At 57.1% G+C, this 16177-nt stretch carries 13 protein-coding genes and 1 tRNA gene; 4 read left to right on the forward strand and 10 right to left on the reverse strand.

Annotation, left to right across the window (positions count from 1 at the left end; all coding sequences use genetic code 11):
• Nucleotides 1-112 precede the first annotated feature (112 nt).
• Nucleotides 113-877, forward strand: a complete 765-nt coding sequence (locus tag NZ960_00950) for a hypothetical protein (GenBank protein MCS7176187.1) — start codon at nucleotides 113-115, stop codon at nucleotides 875-877.
• 49 nt (nucleotides 878-926) lie between these two features.
• Entirely contained in the window at nucleotides 927-3215 is a 2289-nt protein-coding gene (locus NZ960_00955) for an IgGFc-binding protein (protein ID MCS7176188.1), read from the forward strand.
• On the opposite strand, the gene NZ960_00960 is transcribed toward NZ960_00955, so the two are convergent.
• From NZ960_00960 to NZ960_00970, 3 genes are all read right to left on the reverse strand, one after another.
• Nucleotides 3212-3787, reverse strand: coding sequence for a 50S ribosomal protein L25 (locus NZ960_00960; protein ID MCS7176189.1), 576 nt, complete (start codon nucleotides 3785-3787; stop codon nucleotides 3212-3214). The genes NZ960_00955 and NZ960_00960 overlap by 4 nt on opposite strands.
• A gap of 17 nt (nucleotides 3788-3804) precedes the next feature.
• A complete protein-coding gene (locus NZ960_00965; protein MCS7176190.1) occupies nucleotides 3805-4743 on the reverse strand; it encodes a ribose-phosphate pyrophosphokinase in 939 nt (312 codons plus the stop codon).
• Between the two features lie 29 nt (nucleotides 4744-4772).
• Nucleotides 4773-4844: transfer RNA gene (locus tag NZ960_00970), tRNA-Gln, on the reverse strand.
• 385 nt (nucleotides 4845-5229) lie between these two features.
• Here NZ960_00970 and speD point away from each other — a divergent pair.
• Nucleotides 5230-5628, forward strand: a complete 399-nt coding sequence (gene speD / locus NZ960_00975; GenBank protein ID MCS7176191.1) for an adenosylmethionine decarboxylase — start codon at nucleotides 5230-5232, stop codon at nucleotides 5626-5628.
• Between the two features lie 52 nt (nucleotides 5629-5680).
• Nucleotides 5681-6565: a polyamine aminopropyltransferase gene (gene speE / locus NZ960_00980; protein ID MCS7176192.1), complete on the forward strand. Its 885-nt coding sequence runs from the start codon at nucleotides 5681-5683 to the stop codon at nucleotides 6563-6565.
• Here speE and NZ960_00985 read toward each other — a convergent pair.
• The 7 genes from NZ960_00985 to NZ960_01015 form a co-directional block, all read right to left on the reverse strand.
• Nucleotides 6542-7699, reverse strand: coding sequence for a glycosyltransferase family 4 protein (locus tag NZ960_00985; protein MCS7176193.1), 1158 nt, complete (start codon nucleotides 7697-7699; stop codon nucleotides 6542-6544). The genes speE and NZ960_00985 overlap by 24 nt on opposite strands.
• Before the next feature lie 20 nt (nucleotides 7700-7719).
• On the reverse strand, nucleotides 7720-8835 hold the full coding sequence (locus tag NZ960_00990; protein MCS7176194.1) for a DegT/DnrJ/EryC1/StrS family aminotransferase: 1116 nt from the start codon (nucleotides 8833-8835) through the stop codon (nucleotides 7720-7722).
• On the reverse strand, nucleotides 8807-9823 hold the full coding sequence (locus tag NZ960_00995) for a phosphatase PAP2 family protein (protein ID MCS7176195.1): 1017 nt from the start codon (nucleotides 9821-9823) through the stop codon (nucleotides 8807-8809). The genes NZ960_00990 and NZ960_00995 overlap by 29 nt, the downstream gene beginning before the upstream one ends.
• Nucleotides 9801-10676: a 16S rRNA (adenine(1518)-N(6)/adenine(1519)-N(6))-dimethyltransferase RsmA gene (rsmA, locus tag NZ960_01000; GenBank protein ID MCS7176196.1), complete on the reverse strand. Its 876-nt coding sequence runs from the start codon at nucleotides 10674-10676 to the stop codon at nucleotides 9801-9803. Before rsmA ends, NZ960_00995 begins: the two co-directional genes overlap by 23 nt.
• A complete protein-coding gene (locus NZ960_01005) occupies nucleotides 10651-11154 on the reverse strand; it encodes an HIT domain-containing protein (GenBank protein ID MCS7176197.1) in 504 nt (167 codons plus the stop codon). The genes rsmA and NZ960_01005 overlap by 26 nt, the downstream gene beginning before the upstream one ends.
• A gap of 87 nt (nucleotides 11155-11241) precedes the next feature.
• Nucleotides 11242-12099 carry a hypothetical protein gene (locus NZ960_01010; GenBank protein ID MCS7176198.1) on the reverse strand — a complete coding sequence of 286 codons (858 nt, stop codon included), beginning with the start codon at nucleotides 12097-12099 and terminating at the stop codon, nucleotides 11242-11244.
• A 10-nt stretch (nucleotides 12100-12109) separates the two neighbouring features.
• Nucleotides 12110-16162: a choice-of-anchor D domain-containing protein gene (locus NZ960_01015; GenBank protein ID MCS7176199.1), complete on the reverse strand. Its 4053-nt coding sequence runs from the start codon at nucleotides 16160-16162 to the stop codon at nucleotides 12110-12112.
• Nucleotides 16163-16177: the final 15 nt, after the last annotated feature.

Genomic DNA, 16177 nt, shown 5'->3' on the forward strand with positions numbered 1-16177 from the left:
TAGGCGATGCGCCGAACGGGACGCAAATATACGGCCTCTTCGCGGTTAGGAAGCGCCGAGAGCCTCTCAGAGCTTTGCTAATTTTGCCTTCTACCAGCGCAAGGGGAGCCCCGTGCCTCGATTTTCCTGGCAGGGTCTAGCGGGATTAGCATGGTGCGGGAGCCTTGCTGCTGTCGCGTCAACACAAGTGGTAGAGATCCCCGATACGGTCCTCCAGCAGGGGCAGCGGGCAGCCCTTCCAATTAGGGTGCAGTTAGAGTTGCCGAGCTCGGCCAGCACTTTGCGGATTGCGGTGGCCTATAGTGCGTATCGCTTGAAGGTGGTAGCCATTCGGGCAGGAGGCGAGCTTTGTGGAGCAGTAGAACTCCGTGACACTCTGCTGGACCAGGACACGGGACGGGTAGATATTTACTGCACTGCCCCTGTAGCAGGTAGCTACCGAGGTGTTCTGGGGTGGCTGGAAATAGAGGTACTGGCAGGGCGTGAGGGAGAGGCATGGTTCTTTCCAGTGGCAATCTGCGTTGATAGTGTTGAGCTGCCTGTGGCAGGACAGAAGGCAAGGATCCGCATAGAGAACGGTCCGCCAGTGGAGCCGATTGGCACGGAGGGACTTTGGAAAGCCCTACCAAGTCCGTTCGGAGGAGAGGTAGTGGTGCAATACTCCGTAGCACGTCCAGGCTGGGTCTTCTTCCAGATGTTCTCTGCAACTGGGAAGCGCATTACTCTGGATCCCTCCAGGCTCTATGCGCCGCGGGCGGGAACGTTTGCCCTTCGCTTCCGCTTCTATCCATGGGAAGTGTCGAGCGGAGCGTACGTGCTGCAGATGCAGACTGAGCATGGGACGGTGGACTACTTGTGGATGCTCTGTGTGCGGTAGGATGCTGGTGTTACTCTGTCTCATCGTGGCTCTATCCCAGAGCTCAGCAATGGAGTTGACCTCTGAGGGGAAGGAGTTTTGGGTTTGCTTCCAGCGCAATCACGAGGAAGGCCCAAAAGATACACTGAGCATCATGCTTTTCCTAACTAGCCAATGGGAAAGCCGAGCTCAGATTACGATCGCTGGCTTGGACTGGGATACGCTCGTCCGAATTCCTGCGCAGGCGATTGTGCCCGTAAGGATACCCCCGCAGGCAGAGCTCCGAACTGTGTGGAGAGCAGAACGTTTGGCAGTCCACGTGCAGTCCGATACCCCAATAGCTGTCTACGGACTGAATCGACGTCGGCAGAGTACGGATACATATATGGCGCTGCCACTCTCGGTATTAGGGACGGAATATCGTGTGATGACATATCGGCGGCTCTCCGCATACTTTGTGTCGCAAGTGGCTGTTATTGCAACTGCCGATAGCACAGAGGTTACCATCATGCCCGCGGAAGTCTGGGGGTCTGCAGGCGTAGGTGTAGAGCGTGGGGCTAGCGCTGTTGCATATCCTCAGCGGCTTTGGCTTCAGCGCGGTCAAGTGTACCAGATACAAGGCCCTTCAGGAGGGGAGCCCGCAGATCTGACGGGGATGCTTATCCGCGCATCAAAGCCCGTGGCGGTCTTCAGCGGGCACGTTTGTGCATATGTGCCGCTTACTGTGCCGGCCTGCAATCATTTGGTGGAGCAGCTACCACCGGTGCAAGCATGGGGGCGCCATTACTACGTCGGCAAGCTACGATGGCGTTCGCGTTACGTCGTTCGGGTTGTGGCACACTATCCGGAGACACGCCTCTTTGTCAACGACCGATGGGTGAAGAACCTAACATCGGGCGAATTTTGGGAACAAACGTTCACAGAGAATGTGCAGATTTCCTCTGACAAGCCTATCCTCGTTGCTCAATTTTCGGAAGGCTATCAAAGTGGCGATTCTATCGGCGACCCAATGATGTTACTCCTGACTCCGACGCAGCAATTCCTTCGTCGCTACCGGTTTGCGACGCCTGTCCAAGGATCCTGGCGCCACTTCCTAAATGTAATCGTTCCCATCTCGGTGCTCTCCTCGCTCCGCTTCAATGGGGCTCCAGTACGTGCTAACTTTGAGCGGATTGGAAATAGCTCGTATGCAGTAGCAGCACTTGAGATCCCTTACGGCTCCCACTCGATAGAGGCAGACGAACCCTTCGGACTCTACGCGTACGGCTTCGGATATGGTCCGGATTCGTACGACGCCTACGGTAACCCAGTCGGGCAGGCCTTTGTGGACGTGGAGCAACAGCGCGATTTCCTCCCTCCCTTTGCGGAGATTGACCAGGTAGGGAGCTCCGTAAATGCCTTAGTGCGGGATGACCGGCCTACGGATAGGGGGTTACAAGAAGTGCGAGTGCTGCGAAGCGAGAATCTCGAGGGGAGGCTGTCCCCAGTTTCGCCTGGTATGCTACGTACAGAGCTGCGCTTTACTCCTGCGGACCCGAGGCGTGCTGGATACGCTATCCTTGCAATGACCGACATGGCGGGTAACCGTTCAGCAGTAACGCTCTGCTATAGCTACGACCTACGGGAGGAGCGGTTCATCTTCGTTCTCTGCGAAGGTGAGCAAGAGAATTGCTCGTCACCAGTTCGGTTGTGGTCGGTCGGGGCTTTCGTTCAGGTTGCTAATGTCCAGCACGCAGCGGCAGTGCCCCGGAGTGGGAATCTCCCGCCGATGTACGGCGTCTTCGGAGACGCGATGGGCTGGGGGAGCGGAGTGGGTGTAGTTGTGGGATATCGAGTGGGCCCACACTGGGGCTTCGTAGGCCGATTGGTGTTGGAAGGTTATGGAGGGAGGCTGCAAGCCCCGGATACGGTACTCCAGCAGGTTCGGCAGACCGATGGTTCAATTGCCGTGTTCCAGGAGGAACGGGACCTCGCACTTCGAATGCCCTACTTCGGAATCAGTCTGGGGGGCACTTGGTTCCCACTCGCACGGCTGTATCTCCAGGGTGAACTCCAGATACATTGGCGACTCGGCAATGTCGTTGAGCTACGCCGCCGCATCTTACAGCCCCCAGGGTATATCTACAGTGAGACTCGGACTCCCCTGCTTACAGAACCCGTCACTACGTTTTCTTCTTTACGTCCGTTCTACTGGAGTGCAGCCTTAGCGGCGGGGTTGCAGTACCCGTTTTCTCCTCGCAGCCTACTGTTAGTGGAGGTTGTTCACACTCGCGGTCTCTCCTACCTGGTCAGTATAGGGCGATGGCGAGTAGCTCAGATTGGCATCCGCGTCGGAATGCTCCACCGCTGGTGGTACTAGGAACTGGTTTCTTCTTCCGAAACGGTTGAGGCCACCACGGTCGCCACTACTGTGTCTCCGTGCTCCAGAATCCGGATGTTAGGAAAGGAAAGGTCCCGAATGTGGATCGATTGGCCAACCTCTAATCCGGAGATGTCAACTGCAAGGTGCTCCGGCAAGTGTTGGGGCAAGCAGCTGATTCGAACTTTATGTACGAAGTGCTCTAGGATACCGCCTTTGGTTACTCCAATCGGCGTTCCGCTCAGGATGACAGGTACTTCAACCTCTATTGGCCGATCTGCCGTGATGATTTGGAGGTCGAAGTGGATGAGGGCATCAGTGACAGGGTCGAATGCAGCATCCTTGAGAATGCAGTCGTAAGTAGAGCTTTCACCATCTACGCTGAGCTTGAAGACGCGCACCTCTTGCTGGGTAAGGAGTCGGCGAAGCATCAGAGAGTGGGCAGCGACCGGGATTGGCGGGATACCTCCGCCGTAGAGAACTCCCGGTACCAATCCTTGGCGTCGTAGAGAACGAACTGCAGACTTTCCAGTCGGACGTCGTTGCACTGTCAGGGCGACGGCTTCGGCCATGGAGATTTGCCTTCCGTTTAGCGAACAATCTCAAACAACGAGCTGATAGAGGTATTCTCGTGAATCCGAACGATGGCTTCGGCAAATAGGTGGGCAACGGAAATAACCTGAAGTTTCCGAGAAGGACGGCGTAGAGGAATGGTGTCCGTAACATACACGTGCGAAATGGCGTCACTACGCTCTATGCGCTCAATCGCGTTCCCGGAAAGCACAGGGTGCGTACAGGCGCCAATGACTCGCTGTGCTCCGGCCTTCTTTAAGGTCTCCGCGCACTGTACGAACGTCCCAGCGGTATCAATGATGTCGTCCACAATAATGGCGTTCTTCCCCTCTACGTCGCCGATAACATGGGCGACCTCCGCAACGTTGTGGTCAGGTCGTCGCTTGTCTACTAACACCAAATCGGCATCTAAACGCTTGGCATAGAGCCGCGCTAGGCGAGCGCTTCCGACATCAGGAGCTACTACAGCAACGTTGCTGAGGTGCTCTTCCCACAGGGCTTTGATGAGTACCGTCGCAGCATAGAGGTGATCCAGCGGGATGTCAAAGAAACCCTGGATCTGAGGTGAGTGGAGATCCATCGTGATGACACGATCAGCTCCCGCTTTAGTGATGAGATTGGCTACCAGCTTGGCTGTAATCGAAACTCTGGGCTGGTCCTTCCGGTCCTGACGTGCGTAGCCGAAGTAGGGAATTACCGCTGTGATTCGGCGGGCAGAAGCACGTCGAGCAGCGTCTATCAGGATTAAGAGCTCTAGTAGGTTGTCTGCCGGTGCGTGTGTGGACTGAACAATGAAGAGGTCTACTCCCCGGATATTTTCCTCGTACTTGACCCAGATTTCACCGTCGCTGAAGTTGCGGATGGTGACCTGAGCGAGGGTACATCCGAGTGCTTCAGCGATGCGAGCTGCTAATTCAGGATTAGAGCGCCCGGAGACAATTTTGAGTTCCTCCATGCGGGCGGGCTGGGCTCTCCGCGCTACGGCTGGGGCGGTAGGATTCGAACCTACGCATGGCGGCTCCAAAGGCCGCTGCCTTACCGCTTGGCTACGCCCCAGTGTTGGGAGTACAAAATTACACTAAGCCTGCAGATTGCTCGGCAAACCGATAGGGAGCATAGATCATGACAAGGGCAAGCTCCAGCGTAAGAGGGTTAGGAACAGTTAGATGAGGGGAAAGTCGTTATTTTTGTGCCTCGTATTTACAGCACCACCTCCCCGCAAAGGGAGGGGGTGCTGTTTGTCGTATTGGGTGGGTACTCCACCTATGCGCTAGCGGCTGGCAGGTTGAAATCTACGAGAGGAGATGTCTACAAGATGCGCCGCTATCTCCCTACCCTTCACCTGCCAGGACTGCGGTTGTGTCGGAAAAGCTCAGGCCCGACACAATGATATGCTCTGCTCTGCCTGGAGCAGGGGGTGCAACAGTATGGAGGGGTAGCAATGCAGGCACTCGGAAGGCAGATCTTGATCGAGCTCTATCAGTGTGATCCCCGAATTCTCAACTCAGAGGAGCAGATTCGGGCAATTCTGGTAGAGGCAGCTAGCCGCTCTGGTGCTACAATTGTATCAGACACTTTCCACACCTTCAGCCCTCACGGGGTAAGTGGTGTGGTGGTGATTGCTGAGTCCCACGTGTCTATCCACACGTGGCCGGAGTATGGCTATGCAGCAGTGGATGTCTTCACCTGTGGGGACCGCATTGATCCTTGGGTCATTGCGGAGTATCTTCACCGCGAGCTTCGGGCACAGAGTAGCTCTTCTATGGAGCTGAAGCGGGGGCTCTTCCGTGAAGCCGTCCAGCATAGGCCGCTGGTGGCAGAAGAGCCAGTTGTGCCGTAGCAGGTCCTGGGGCTACGGGTGTGGGTAGTCTGTCTCCTAGTTAGAGGCAGTCGTGAGTGGTGAGTTACGGTACGCCGAGTACTTCTCGGCACGTGCAGGGGTAACAACAGACGTCGAAGCAATTCTCTACGACGGCCGTAGCTCTCACCAGCGCATCACTGTACTGCTGTCTCCCACCTTTGGTCGGATGCTTCTGCTGGACGGAGCCGTCATGGTAACGGAGTGGGACGAGTTCATCTACCACGAAACATTGGTCCATCCTGCGCTTTTTCTGTTGCCCCAGCCGAGAAAGGTGTTGGTTGTGGGAGGTGGTGATGGTGGGAGCGTACGAGAGATCTTGCGTCATCCATCAGTAGAGGGCGTAGACGTAGTGGAGATCGATGAAGAGGTGGTAAGGGTCGCGCGGCGCTTCTTACCGACAGTTGCCTCCTGCTTGGGTGATCCAAGGGTGCGCATCTACTACCAAGATGGAGCTCAGTTCGTTGCAGAGAGATCGAAAGCTACGTATGATGTCGTCATCGTAGATGCACCTGATCCAATAGGCATTGGGGGGAGCTTATTTACGGAGACGTTCTATCAGCACTGTTGGCGCATTTTGAGGAGTGACGGGGTTCTAGTACTCCAGTCAGGCTCACCCCTCCATCCAGCCTACCGAGAGGCTCTTCCGCGTGTTCAAGGAACGCTGCAGACGCTTTTCCGACACGTTGCCCCATACTGGGCTCCTGTCCCCACGTATCCAACGGGTATATGGACATTCACCATTGCCTCGCGTCGATGGCACCCTACAAAGGACTATGACCTAAATCAGGCATGGGGACGGTATCGTAGCCTTGCAGGCAAGCTACGGTACTATACGCCTGAGCTTCACACAGCCGCGTTTGCTCTCCCGGCGTTCATAGTAGAATTGCTGGGCTTAGCTGCCTCGGAGGTGGCGTAGGACGAGGGCAAACAGTTCGTCAACAACGATGCGGATATCGAACCGGGCTTGTGCGAGGGCGTAGGCACGTTCGCCAGCAACGCGGCGTCGCTCCGAGTCTTCTATCCACCGTTCTACTGCCTGAGCGAGAGAGTTCTCGTCTGGCGCTACTTCGCCGATACCATAGGTCTCGATGAGTCTATCTGGATCATTCCGGAGGCTGATGGTCGGTACGCCATAGAGGCAAGCCTGGATGAGCGTATTTGGTAAGCCCTCGAACAGTGAGGTGAGCACGAAGAGATGAGAGCAAGCGAAGAGCTGGTAAGTGGCTGCAAATGGCACGGCTCCTATGTAGGCGAAGTTGTGGAGACCTTCAGCCTCTCTGCAGACATCAGCAAGGAGCCGTGGGTTGGGAGCAGCTCCTGCCATAACGAACCGTGCAGGGGTGTGTTGCAAACGTTGGGCTAAGCGTACGAAGGAGAGCGGCTGCTTCATAGGTGTTAAGTTTGCTAGCCACAGAACAGTTGGGACAATTTCTGCATCCCGTGAAGGAGGTGGTGGCAATGGGTGCCCAGAGCCAATAACCGCGGGCTCTCTGCCTAAAGCGAGAGCGAGTGTCTGCTGTTGGTAGTGAGTCTGGGCAACGACGAGTCCTGCAGACCGCAGCGACCGCTCGATCATGTAGTCTGCAACTGCGGCCTCGGCTATGCGGGCAGGGAGCAACCATAGAGGACGCCAACGATACTGCAAGCGCTTGCGGACGAATTTCCACCGCAGAGCACTGTTGTCAGCATTGCTACACCAAACGAAGAGTGTATCATAGCGGCGGGCATAGCGAGCGGCCAAGATGGTCTCTGGTAGTTTGCCACGCTGGTAGATAACGTCAGGACCAAACTCCTTGAGGATACCCTCTGCTCGCCGCATCCAGCTTGGATATAGCCATCCGCGGAGGCCTTTGCTCACAGCAGGTAACGACACCACATGCAGAGTACCTTCATATCCCTCCCATTGCTGCCGATGTCCAGAGAGTAGGACGAGAACAGACTCTCCGCGCCGGGCCAGTTCGCGAGCGATGTAGTAGACCTGCACACTGGAACCCGAGACAATCGTGTCTTGTTCCTCAGGCCACACTTGCGACAGGAATGCCCAGCGCATGTTTCCGGATGGTCGGTGCCCTACGTGTGTCCGTAGAAAGAGCGAATGGTGGCTACGACCAGCTCTACCTCCTCTGGAGTCATTTCAGGAAACATGGGGAGTGCGAGCACAGATTGTGCTGCCAATTCTGCCTCAGGGAAGTCCCCCTCCCGATAGCCCAAGTATGCATAGGCCTTCTGTAGGTGAGCCGGGAGCGGATAGTAGACGTTCGCCTGGATTCCTTGCGAGGTCAGGTAATCCCATAGCGCGTCGCGGCGCTTGGCTCTGATGACATACTGGTGCCAGTTGGGAGTATGGCCTGAGCGCACTATGGGATGTTGCACTTCGGGGATGTCTAAGAGCTGGCGGTAGAGTGCTGCCAGTTCGGCACGTTGCTGATTCCAGCGCTCTACGTGGCGCAGTTTGATGCGCAGGAAAGCAGCCTGGAGTTCATCGAGCCGGCTATTGTAGCCAGGGAGGATACTACGGTAGGGGGAGGTCTGGCCGTAATTGCGCAGCAACCGTAACTTCATAGCCAGTTCCTCATCATTCGTTACAACTGCTCCAGCATCCCCGTATCCGCCGATGTTCTTCGTGGGGTAGAAGCTGAAACAGCCCATTGTGCCCATCGTACCGGCAAGGCGTCCGTAGTAGCGGCTACCATGGGCTTGTGCAGCATCCTCGATGACAGGGAGCCCTGCCGAATGAGCGATCTCTAAGATAGCGTTCATCTCTGCGCAGTGCCCAAAGAGGTGAACAGGGAGGATTGCCCGAGTCCTCGGAGAAAGAGCACGCGGGAGGAGCTCAGGATTGAGAGTGTAAGTCTCTGGGTCAATATCCACGAAGACCGGACGTGCTCCTACCATGACGATAGCAGCGATCGTCGGGATGGCGGTGAAAGGCGTAGTGACAACCTCGTCTCCTGCTTTGACTCCAACTGCTGCCAGTGCCAAAGCCAAGGCTTCGGTGCCTGAGGCAACTCCGACGGCATAGCAGACCCCCAAGAACTGGGCGAATTCATGCTCAAATGCTTCCAGCTGTGGTCCTAAGATGTAAACCCCACTCCGCAGCACCTCTTCGGCCACTCGAAGGAGCTCCGGTAGTAGGGCTACCGTCTGACGACGAAGATTACACCGCTCTACTTTCCAATCGGGCATAGAGTTTCTCCCGCACCCATCCACGCTGAACAAGCCATCGGTATATTCGCGGCTCGAGCCAAAGCACGAAGAGCGCACACAAAGCTCCGGCAAGAACATCTACTGCGTAGTGATAGCGTAGGTAGACAGTCGCCACTATCAGGCTTCCCCCAATCACTGCTAGCAGCCGTCGGGTGCGTGAGCGGAAACGGAAAGCTAGGATGAGGTTGACCAGTGTCATCATCGTGTGTCCACTGGGCATACAGTCGCGGTGGACGTGTTGTTCGGGATTGGGACTACCTTCAGGGATACCACCGCCTGCATTGACGTATTGACGCCATGTGGGCGTCAGCCAGAGCCCTGGCAGCTCCTCGTCCAGCTGTGAGAAATCATGGAGGGTAAACCGAGGGCCTATAGCTGGCAGAGCGAAGTAGCAGAGGTACGAGAAGTAGAAGCCAAATGACATGGAACGAGCTAGCTTTTGTACCTGCTGAAACCGCCGTGAGGTCAATAGTTCCACTCCGTGGAGCAGTGGCAGGAAGTAGAAGAGCATGTAGGCTGTCTGTAAGTACTCCGTCAGGACCGGGTTTGCAAAGCGGGCGAGCCAATGAGTCGGATGGGTGTTGAAGAGGGCATAGTCCCATGCGATAAGTAGCTCATCGTAGAGGTGAGGGTTGACGACGGGGACATAGGCGTGGACCTGTTGGTACATCAGGTAGATGACTGGTGGCAGGTAGAACCAGTGGAGGAGCTGAATCCAGGGAGGAGCCCCCGTCCGGTCTGCCCATGCCAGCAGGACAATCAGCATCGCAATGAGGGCGTTCAGCAACAGCCAGAGCGAGGCATGCTCAACCCACGGGTAGAGTGCGATCGCGCAAGCGCTGTAGACACAGAGGAGCCCAAGCGTGTAAACGTCATGGGCATGCCAGTGCCATCGGTACGTGGGGAGCCATGAGAGTCCGAACCGTAGGAAAGGCGACAACCGCTCAGAGGACTTCGCCAACTCCATGTGCCTCTGCAGCTATTGTGGAGTAGAGATGCACAAGCTGTTCGGGGGAGAGTTCCTCAGCGCGACTGCTGGGAGAGATGCCCGCGCGGTGCAGTAGCTCCTCCACAGAGAGACGCGAAGAGCGGGAAGCAACGTATTCGCTGAGTGCGTTCTTGAGCTGCTTGCGACGCTGTCCGAAAGCAGCATGGAGGAAGTTGAGGAAGGCCTCATATGCAGGGCCAGTCAGCGGTGCAGCTCGAAACTCGAGGGTAACGACTGAGGAGACGACTTTCGGCGGCGGTATGAACGCCGCTGGGGACACATGGAAACACAGCTGTGCCTTGGCCACGACCCAACAGGCAACGCTAAGGATGCCGTACTCCTTTGTCCGAGGTACTGCAACGAGTCGGCGAGCAACCTCTCGCTGGAGCATCACTACGGCACGGGCAAGTAGTGGAGCTAGGGCGAAGAGCTGGAAGAGCACGGGGGAGCTGATATTGTATGGCAGATTGCCGATCACGAGCAGCTTGCGCCCGCTCAGCTCAAGGGCTTGTCGAGCTGTTTCAGCGAGGTCATACTTCAAGATGTCGCCCTGGATGAACTCTGCCTGTGGAAATGTCGTTGGAGGGAACCGACGGCGGAGGAAGTCGACACAGCGGTCGTCCAGCTCAACCGCGATCAGGCGAACGGGGAGCTCGAGCAAGTGTTGGGTCAGTGCACCGGTTCCGGGCCCGATTTCAAGGACTGTATCGCCAGGGGTAGCACGGAGGAGCTGAACTATTTGCCGAGCATACCGCTGGTCCCGCAGGAAGTGCTGTCCCCAACGCTTCCGAGGTGCACACAGGGGGCTACGCGGAAGAGCGTAAGGCTGCACGGAGATGCTCGTAGACATCTTCCAGTGCGTGGGAGACGACCTTGACATCAGCAGTGACGGGAAGGAAATTTGTATCCCCATACCAGCGGGGGACCACGTGGATGTGGAGATGATCAGGCAAACCTGCCCCTGCGGCACGACCGAGGTTCAGCCCTATGTTGAAACCGTGTGGAGTAAGGCGACGCTGGAGCGCAGTCACAACGGCACGGGTCTGGAGAATTAGGCTGCACAGCTCTTCCTCCCTCAAATCCTGAAGCTCCCCAACATGACGGTTCGGAACAACCAACACGTGCCCGCTGTTATAGGGGTACCGGTTCAGGATAGCGAAGCAAGTATCCCACCGTGCAACAATTAGGAGGTCTTCGTCATGCTCTGGAGAGCTGCTTACAGCTTCGCACAGAAAGCACTTACCTGCAGCAACGTCCTGTGCTACAGAGGTAACATAGTGTGACCTCCATGGCGCCCATAGTCGTTCCATAGATAGGTCAGGACTCATGCGACAATGACTTTCCCTGCGCACAGGGAGCGACTGATGAATATGTCGGGAGCTCGGATAGCGGCCTCGTCAAAAGGCGGTTCGGAAGTCAACACCCGCTTGGATGGCGTTGACCCGCCAGTTTTCGCGTGACGTGACCTTCGTAATCCCGAAGTTGTAGTAGATCCCTGGAATGACTCGCCAGCGTCCGAAAGTGAGCTCGTACTGGACACCAGCTTTAGCTCCCAGACGGAGGCTACTCCGCTCTTCGATGTCACCGTCCCGGACGATGATGGTACGGTCGTTGTTGGTGTACCGTAGTCCGGGATCGGTTGTATCTCGAACGAAGACAGGAATGTAGCGTCGCCCCTCTATCTCCACGTAGTTGGGACTTGTGAGCTCATAGCGCTGCTGGAAGGTTCCTCGCACAGGGAGACCAATGGTCGGGCCAACCACGATCCCTACTGGGAGCCCTCCGATGTCTAGCCGATATAGGAGTTCGGCGTTGAAGGTGTAGTAGCTGACCTCGGCTACGTGACGTGTAGCCGTGTTGACAATGACGTGGGTGTCACGGCCAGCAATCATGACTGGCAGACGGCTTGGGTAGGCCCCACCGGTAACCTCAAACCGTGTCGGTAGGTTGTCGAACATGAGGCGCATGATGACCGATGAACGAGAGGTCCTAGGATCCCCCAGGATATACTCCGCCGTCACGCCAAGGAAGAACCCGTTGGCAGATCCCCGTTCGAAGACTGGGCACTCTGCCTGTGTCGCAAAGGAGGCGATGTTCGCTGTGTGGAAGCTGCGATTGTAACCTGCTGCTGGCCCGATGAAGATTCGGGGCGGTACGATCTCGGGAGCCAGTGGGCTGGGCTCCAACTGTGCAAAAGCAGCTATAGACGCCACAAGCTGAGCAGCGAGTGCTGTCCAGAGGGTCCGGCGTGCCATCACGGTTGCCTTATCGCTGTATGACAAGCACATGGTGCTGGCGTGTCGTTCCCGCTATAAGCTGCAGATAGTAGCAACCTGCTGGCAGGGTAGCTATTTCAAATTTACGCAAATTCGCTCCTTGCTGTAAGGATATCGGCCATTCCTTCAAGGGTTGGCCATGTAAGTTGAGAAGGCGGAGCTGCGCCGTCGTTGGCGCTGAGCACCAGAAGGCAGCCGCAAAGGCATCAGCGGCTGGAGTGGGGAATACTCTCAGAAGCCGTACCTCTGGGGCTTCCTGAAGGCGGACGGAGTATAAGTATGGGCTGCATGGTATGGAGAGACGGAAAGCCACCCGCAGTGTATCCCCGACGAAGCAGGCTCCTGAGTCTGGAACTACCACTGCTAGAACCGCATACTGCTGTTCTTTACCGAGATAGGCCTCCACGGGAAGCAGGAGTCGCCAGCGGGTACGGGAGGGTACCTGGAGGTGGACCGGGGCGACCCGGAAGCAGAAGCCCTGTGGTAACTCGTACGAGCTCTCAATGCCACTCACGCGTCCTCCCCTTCCATCGAGGAGCTCATACACTGCTTCTGCGGTACGGACATACCAGACCTCTGGCGGCAATGTCAGGCAGATGGTGCCGCTAGGAGTATGGCTCCCCAAAACGGGTAGACTCCCTTCTAGGCTAACCAAGCCTTGCTCTCCAGGTTGTAAGGAGAGGGAGTCCATCCAGTCAATCGTCCATGGCTGTGGCCACAGGTGGAGACGGAGTGTGTCTTCCCAGATGAAGCGCTTGACTCGTAGCGTATCCTGATAGAGATGCTCTGAGCGGAGGCTTGCCCGAATCCGTATGGCTACGCTACCGCTTGGGAATCCGTCTAGTAGAGCCACCAGACAGAGAGAGTCACCCGGTACAATGCTCTTCGGCGGAGGGGGTGTAGCATCTAGTAAAGTCCCGCCTACCACTGACAGGCCGTCCCAGACAATCGTAGTAGACCCCCAGTTCCAGAGGCAGAGTCTTACGGGGAGTTTAGAGCAAGCTGCAGTAGCCTCGGGTGGGAATACGCGGACCGACCAGCGGGGAGTAGCTGTGTCCGGGGGAGGAAGCCCAAAACCTCGTAGAAGAACGTGCACTGTGTCCCATGGAGCGGGCGGGCGAGCGTTGTGGGAGATGGCAATCCATGCTCTATGCTCCCCTACGCGCAGCGGAGCAAAGCGGAGGGATACCTGGAAAAGACCACCGGGCATGACTTCCCAAGGCACGGGTGGTAGCTGGAGGAAGGAGAAGGCCGCAGCGTCAGGACCCTCTATCCAGAGCGAGTCTACTCGCACTGCCTCATTGCCAGCTGTAGTGAAGAGTACCGCCAGCGTGTCCTGGAAGCCTCCAAGCGGCAGAGTGTCAAACTCCACGACTCGGGGTGAGAGCTCTGGGGCTGTCCCCTCGCCCGTAAGCCTGATGGTAATTGGAGGATGGAGTTGCCAAGAGCTTTGGAGCGTAAGGGAGCGCAAGTAGCGTTGTGCCTGCTGCGGAGCGAACCAGACGGGGAAGAGGAGCGTGTCACCAACGTCGAGTGTCAGCACTGCGGCGATGTTACAGCCAAGCTCAGTATCGCCGCTGTCGCTGATGAGGTAGAGTTGCGTGGGACTGTCTCCGAGGTTGATGATCGCCACAGTGGAGTCGAAGCGCTTTCCAATCCGACGTCGGCCCCAATCCAGCGAGACGTTGGGAATGAGGGGCGCAATTCCACGGCCATCGATGCGGGCGCGGACCGGTATCGGTGGCAGTGTGGTCAGTTCTATGTCGTCTGAGACGACTCCTGGCTGCTGCGGGCGGAATAGCACCCGTAGTCGTAGAGTATCGCCTGGAGATAATGTGCGAGGGAAGAGCCCTGAGGTATCCAATGTAAAGGCCAATCCACCTCCGACGATTCGAGCAGCTGTGACCGTCAGGGGCCGAGTCCCTATGTTGATCCACTGTGTCAGGCACGCTCTCTCCTCCCCGACCAGCACATCTCCGAACGAGCACCCTCGAGCAGAGAGCCCAAGCGAATCCACCGTACCCCGAAGAGGGAGCGCAAACACTACTCCGCAAGATGCTGTGACATAGAGGGTGTCATTGAGTGGGGCCAGGTTGCCAGAGGGCTGGAAACAGATACGGATAGAGATGGAGTCCTGTGGTGGCACTACTGCAGGGAGCTGAGGCTGCGTAGCGATTCGACGATCTCGGAAGCGGTAGTCCCACAGTCGGAGCGTATCCCGCCCAGGATTGACGGCTTGGACTTCCTTACACGTCGTTAAGTGCGCGGGAGCGTTGGAGAAGTCTGCTTGTGGTGGGTTCCACTGTAAGCGGGGAGGCTGGTAGGCGTAGCTGTACCATTGTCGGTTACCGGCATTGTCTCGAATCTCGACGTATAGGCGTCCCTCTGCGGAGAGGTCTTGGGGCCGTGCAAATAGGGTTGCCTCAGAGGCCACAGGTTGTTCGTACTCCCAGGTGTAGTTCCACGTGCTGTCAGGGATCGGGAGGAGCCACGCAATTCCGGCGGGGGTGTCAGAGCCTCGCAACGTGACACGGCCACATGTATCTGCGTGTGCAGTCAACTCTGGTGGTTCATCATCAACCCGCTGCTGAGGGAGAAGTCCACTTCCAAGCAGGAGAGCGTACGAGTCGACGTAGCCAGTTCCGTATACAATCCCTGCAAAGACTCCACGAGGGGAGCGGAGCTCGTAGATCCTCCCTGGTGCGACTCGAAGGCGGGCCCAGTAGTATTGCTTACCGTCAACGGTCCATGGGAGCCGCTGGGAACTAACCTCGGGAGCGAGTGTGGTCAACGGCACGTTGTTGAGAGTCAGCTCTGAGACAGCTTCATCACTCAGAATCAGGTTGATCCAGTGCCGCTTGAACTGGTTGAGGCCTGATAGAGTTGTGTCTGGCACAAAGCAGTGGGCGTGCTGGACATACTGCTCTATCGGCGGGACGAAGACCATTGCTGGGTCGAAACTGGCGTAGGGATCTGTGAGGGCTTGGGGTCCCCCGACAACGGCAGAGTACATCAGTTGGACGAGCAGGAAGGGTTGGTCGGCTTCCCACAGACCGACAGAGGCTTCTGCTGGGAAGTCAGCAACATCACCAGGCCTCTGGAGGACCGTCTCTATAACTGTTCCCGTTGAAGCTCGGGTTAGCCGAAGGCGAGTTTGAGGAGCAATAGCGATAGCCCGGAACCAGTCGCCTGTGCCGACGGCAAAGGGGACGGTAATGTATCGCCGACCCAACGTCGGGATCGGAGGGAGCATTTCAACCAGGTGGTCCTTTGTGTCGACTTCTGTCGGCAGGTTGAAGGGGAGTGAGACACGGACATGCCCTGAGAGGACTCCGATGGGTTTGGAGCTTCGGATGAACGTCCCAGTCATATCCCCTGAGCCTTTCGGAGTAGAATCTGATTGCACCAGGTAGCACTCTCCGCGATTGAGCACAACGGAGTGGGGTATGTCAGCAGCCTTTCCTGTCGAGGTGCGGACGCGAGGTACAAAGGTGACAACGGTAGAGTCATACGCTGCTATGACCATCCACTGGCTTCGGCGGAGGGTCAAATCTCGACGCCGGTTGGCTGATGTGTCCCCGGGGCGTGGGGTATAAGCATCGTTCGGGAGGGAGGCTACAACGTACTCCGTCCCCCAGTTTACGATTGGAAGGGCTGTGTACGCGTCTGTTGTGGTCGTCTGGCTGTTGAAAGCGTATACGACCACGGGAGCGTCTGATCGCACCTCCACCGCGCTGCGGAGAGGACGCTCGACAGTGCGGACTTCTAATTCCTGCGGTACAGCAATCCAGCGCTGCTCACCTGCAGCGAGCCGGTACTGCCGGGGGTGAGCTTCGGTGGGAAGCTGGAGCCATACGGTTGTGGGGGTGCGAGCAACGATGCTCAGCTGTAGCCGGAGTGAGGAGCCCCGCTCAATCTCGTTCTGCATGAAGGCCACAAAGAAATGGGTGCCGGCAAACATTGAGGGGCGTTCTACCGGCTGTCCCCAGAGCGTGCCCGCTACTGTGACGGCAAGGAAGAGGGTTCTGTAGCCGTTGGACATCGGCTCAGCTGCTAG

Origin of the sequence: Candidatus Kapaibacterium sp., from assembly GCA_025059875.1 — a bacterium.
Taxonomy (GTDB): domain Bacteria; phylum Bacteroidota; class Ignavibacteria; order Kapaibacteriales; family HRBIN21; genus HRBIN21.

Coding starts and splice junctions, on each gene's coding strand:
- NZ960_00955 (MCS7176188.1), top strand. CDS start 927: ATGGAGTTGACCTCTGAGGGGAAGGAGTTTTGGGTTTGCTTCCAGCGC.
- NZ960_00960 (MCS7176189.1), bottom strand. CDS start 3,787: ATGGCCGAAGCCGTCGCCCTGACAGTGCAACGACGTCCGACTGGAAAG.
- NZ960_00965 (MCS7176190.1), bottom strand. CDS start 4,743: ATGGAGGAACTCAAAATTGTCTCCGGGCGCTCTAATCCTGAATTAGCA.
- speD (MCS7176191.1), top strand. CDS start 5,230: ATGCAGGCACTCGGAAGGCAGATCTTGATCGAGCTCTATCAGTGTGAT.
- NZ960_00985 (MCS7176193.1), bottom strand. CDS start 7,699: ATGCGCTGGGCATTCCTGTCGCAAGTGTGGCCTGAGGAACAAGACACG.
- NZ960_00990 (MCS7176194.1), bottom strand. CDS start 8,835: ATGCCCGATTGGAAAGTAGAGCGGTGTAATCTTCGTCGTCAGACGGTA.
- NZ960_00995 (MCS7176195.1), bottom strand. CDS start 9,823: ATGGAGTTGGCGAAGTCCTCTGAGCGGTTGTCGCCTTTCCTACGGTTC.
- NZ960_01005 (MCS7176197.1), bottom strand. CDS start 11,154: ATGGAACGACTATGGGCGCCATGGAGGTCACACTATGTTACCTCTGTA.
- NZ960_01010 (MCS7176198.1), bottom strand. CDS start 12,099: ATGGCACGCCGGACCCTCTGGACAGCACTCGCTGCTCAGCTTGTGGCG.
- NZ960_01015 (MCS7176199.1), bottom strand. CDS start 16,162: ATGTCCAACGGCTACAGAACCCTCTTCCTTGCCGTCACAGTAGCGGGC.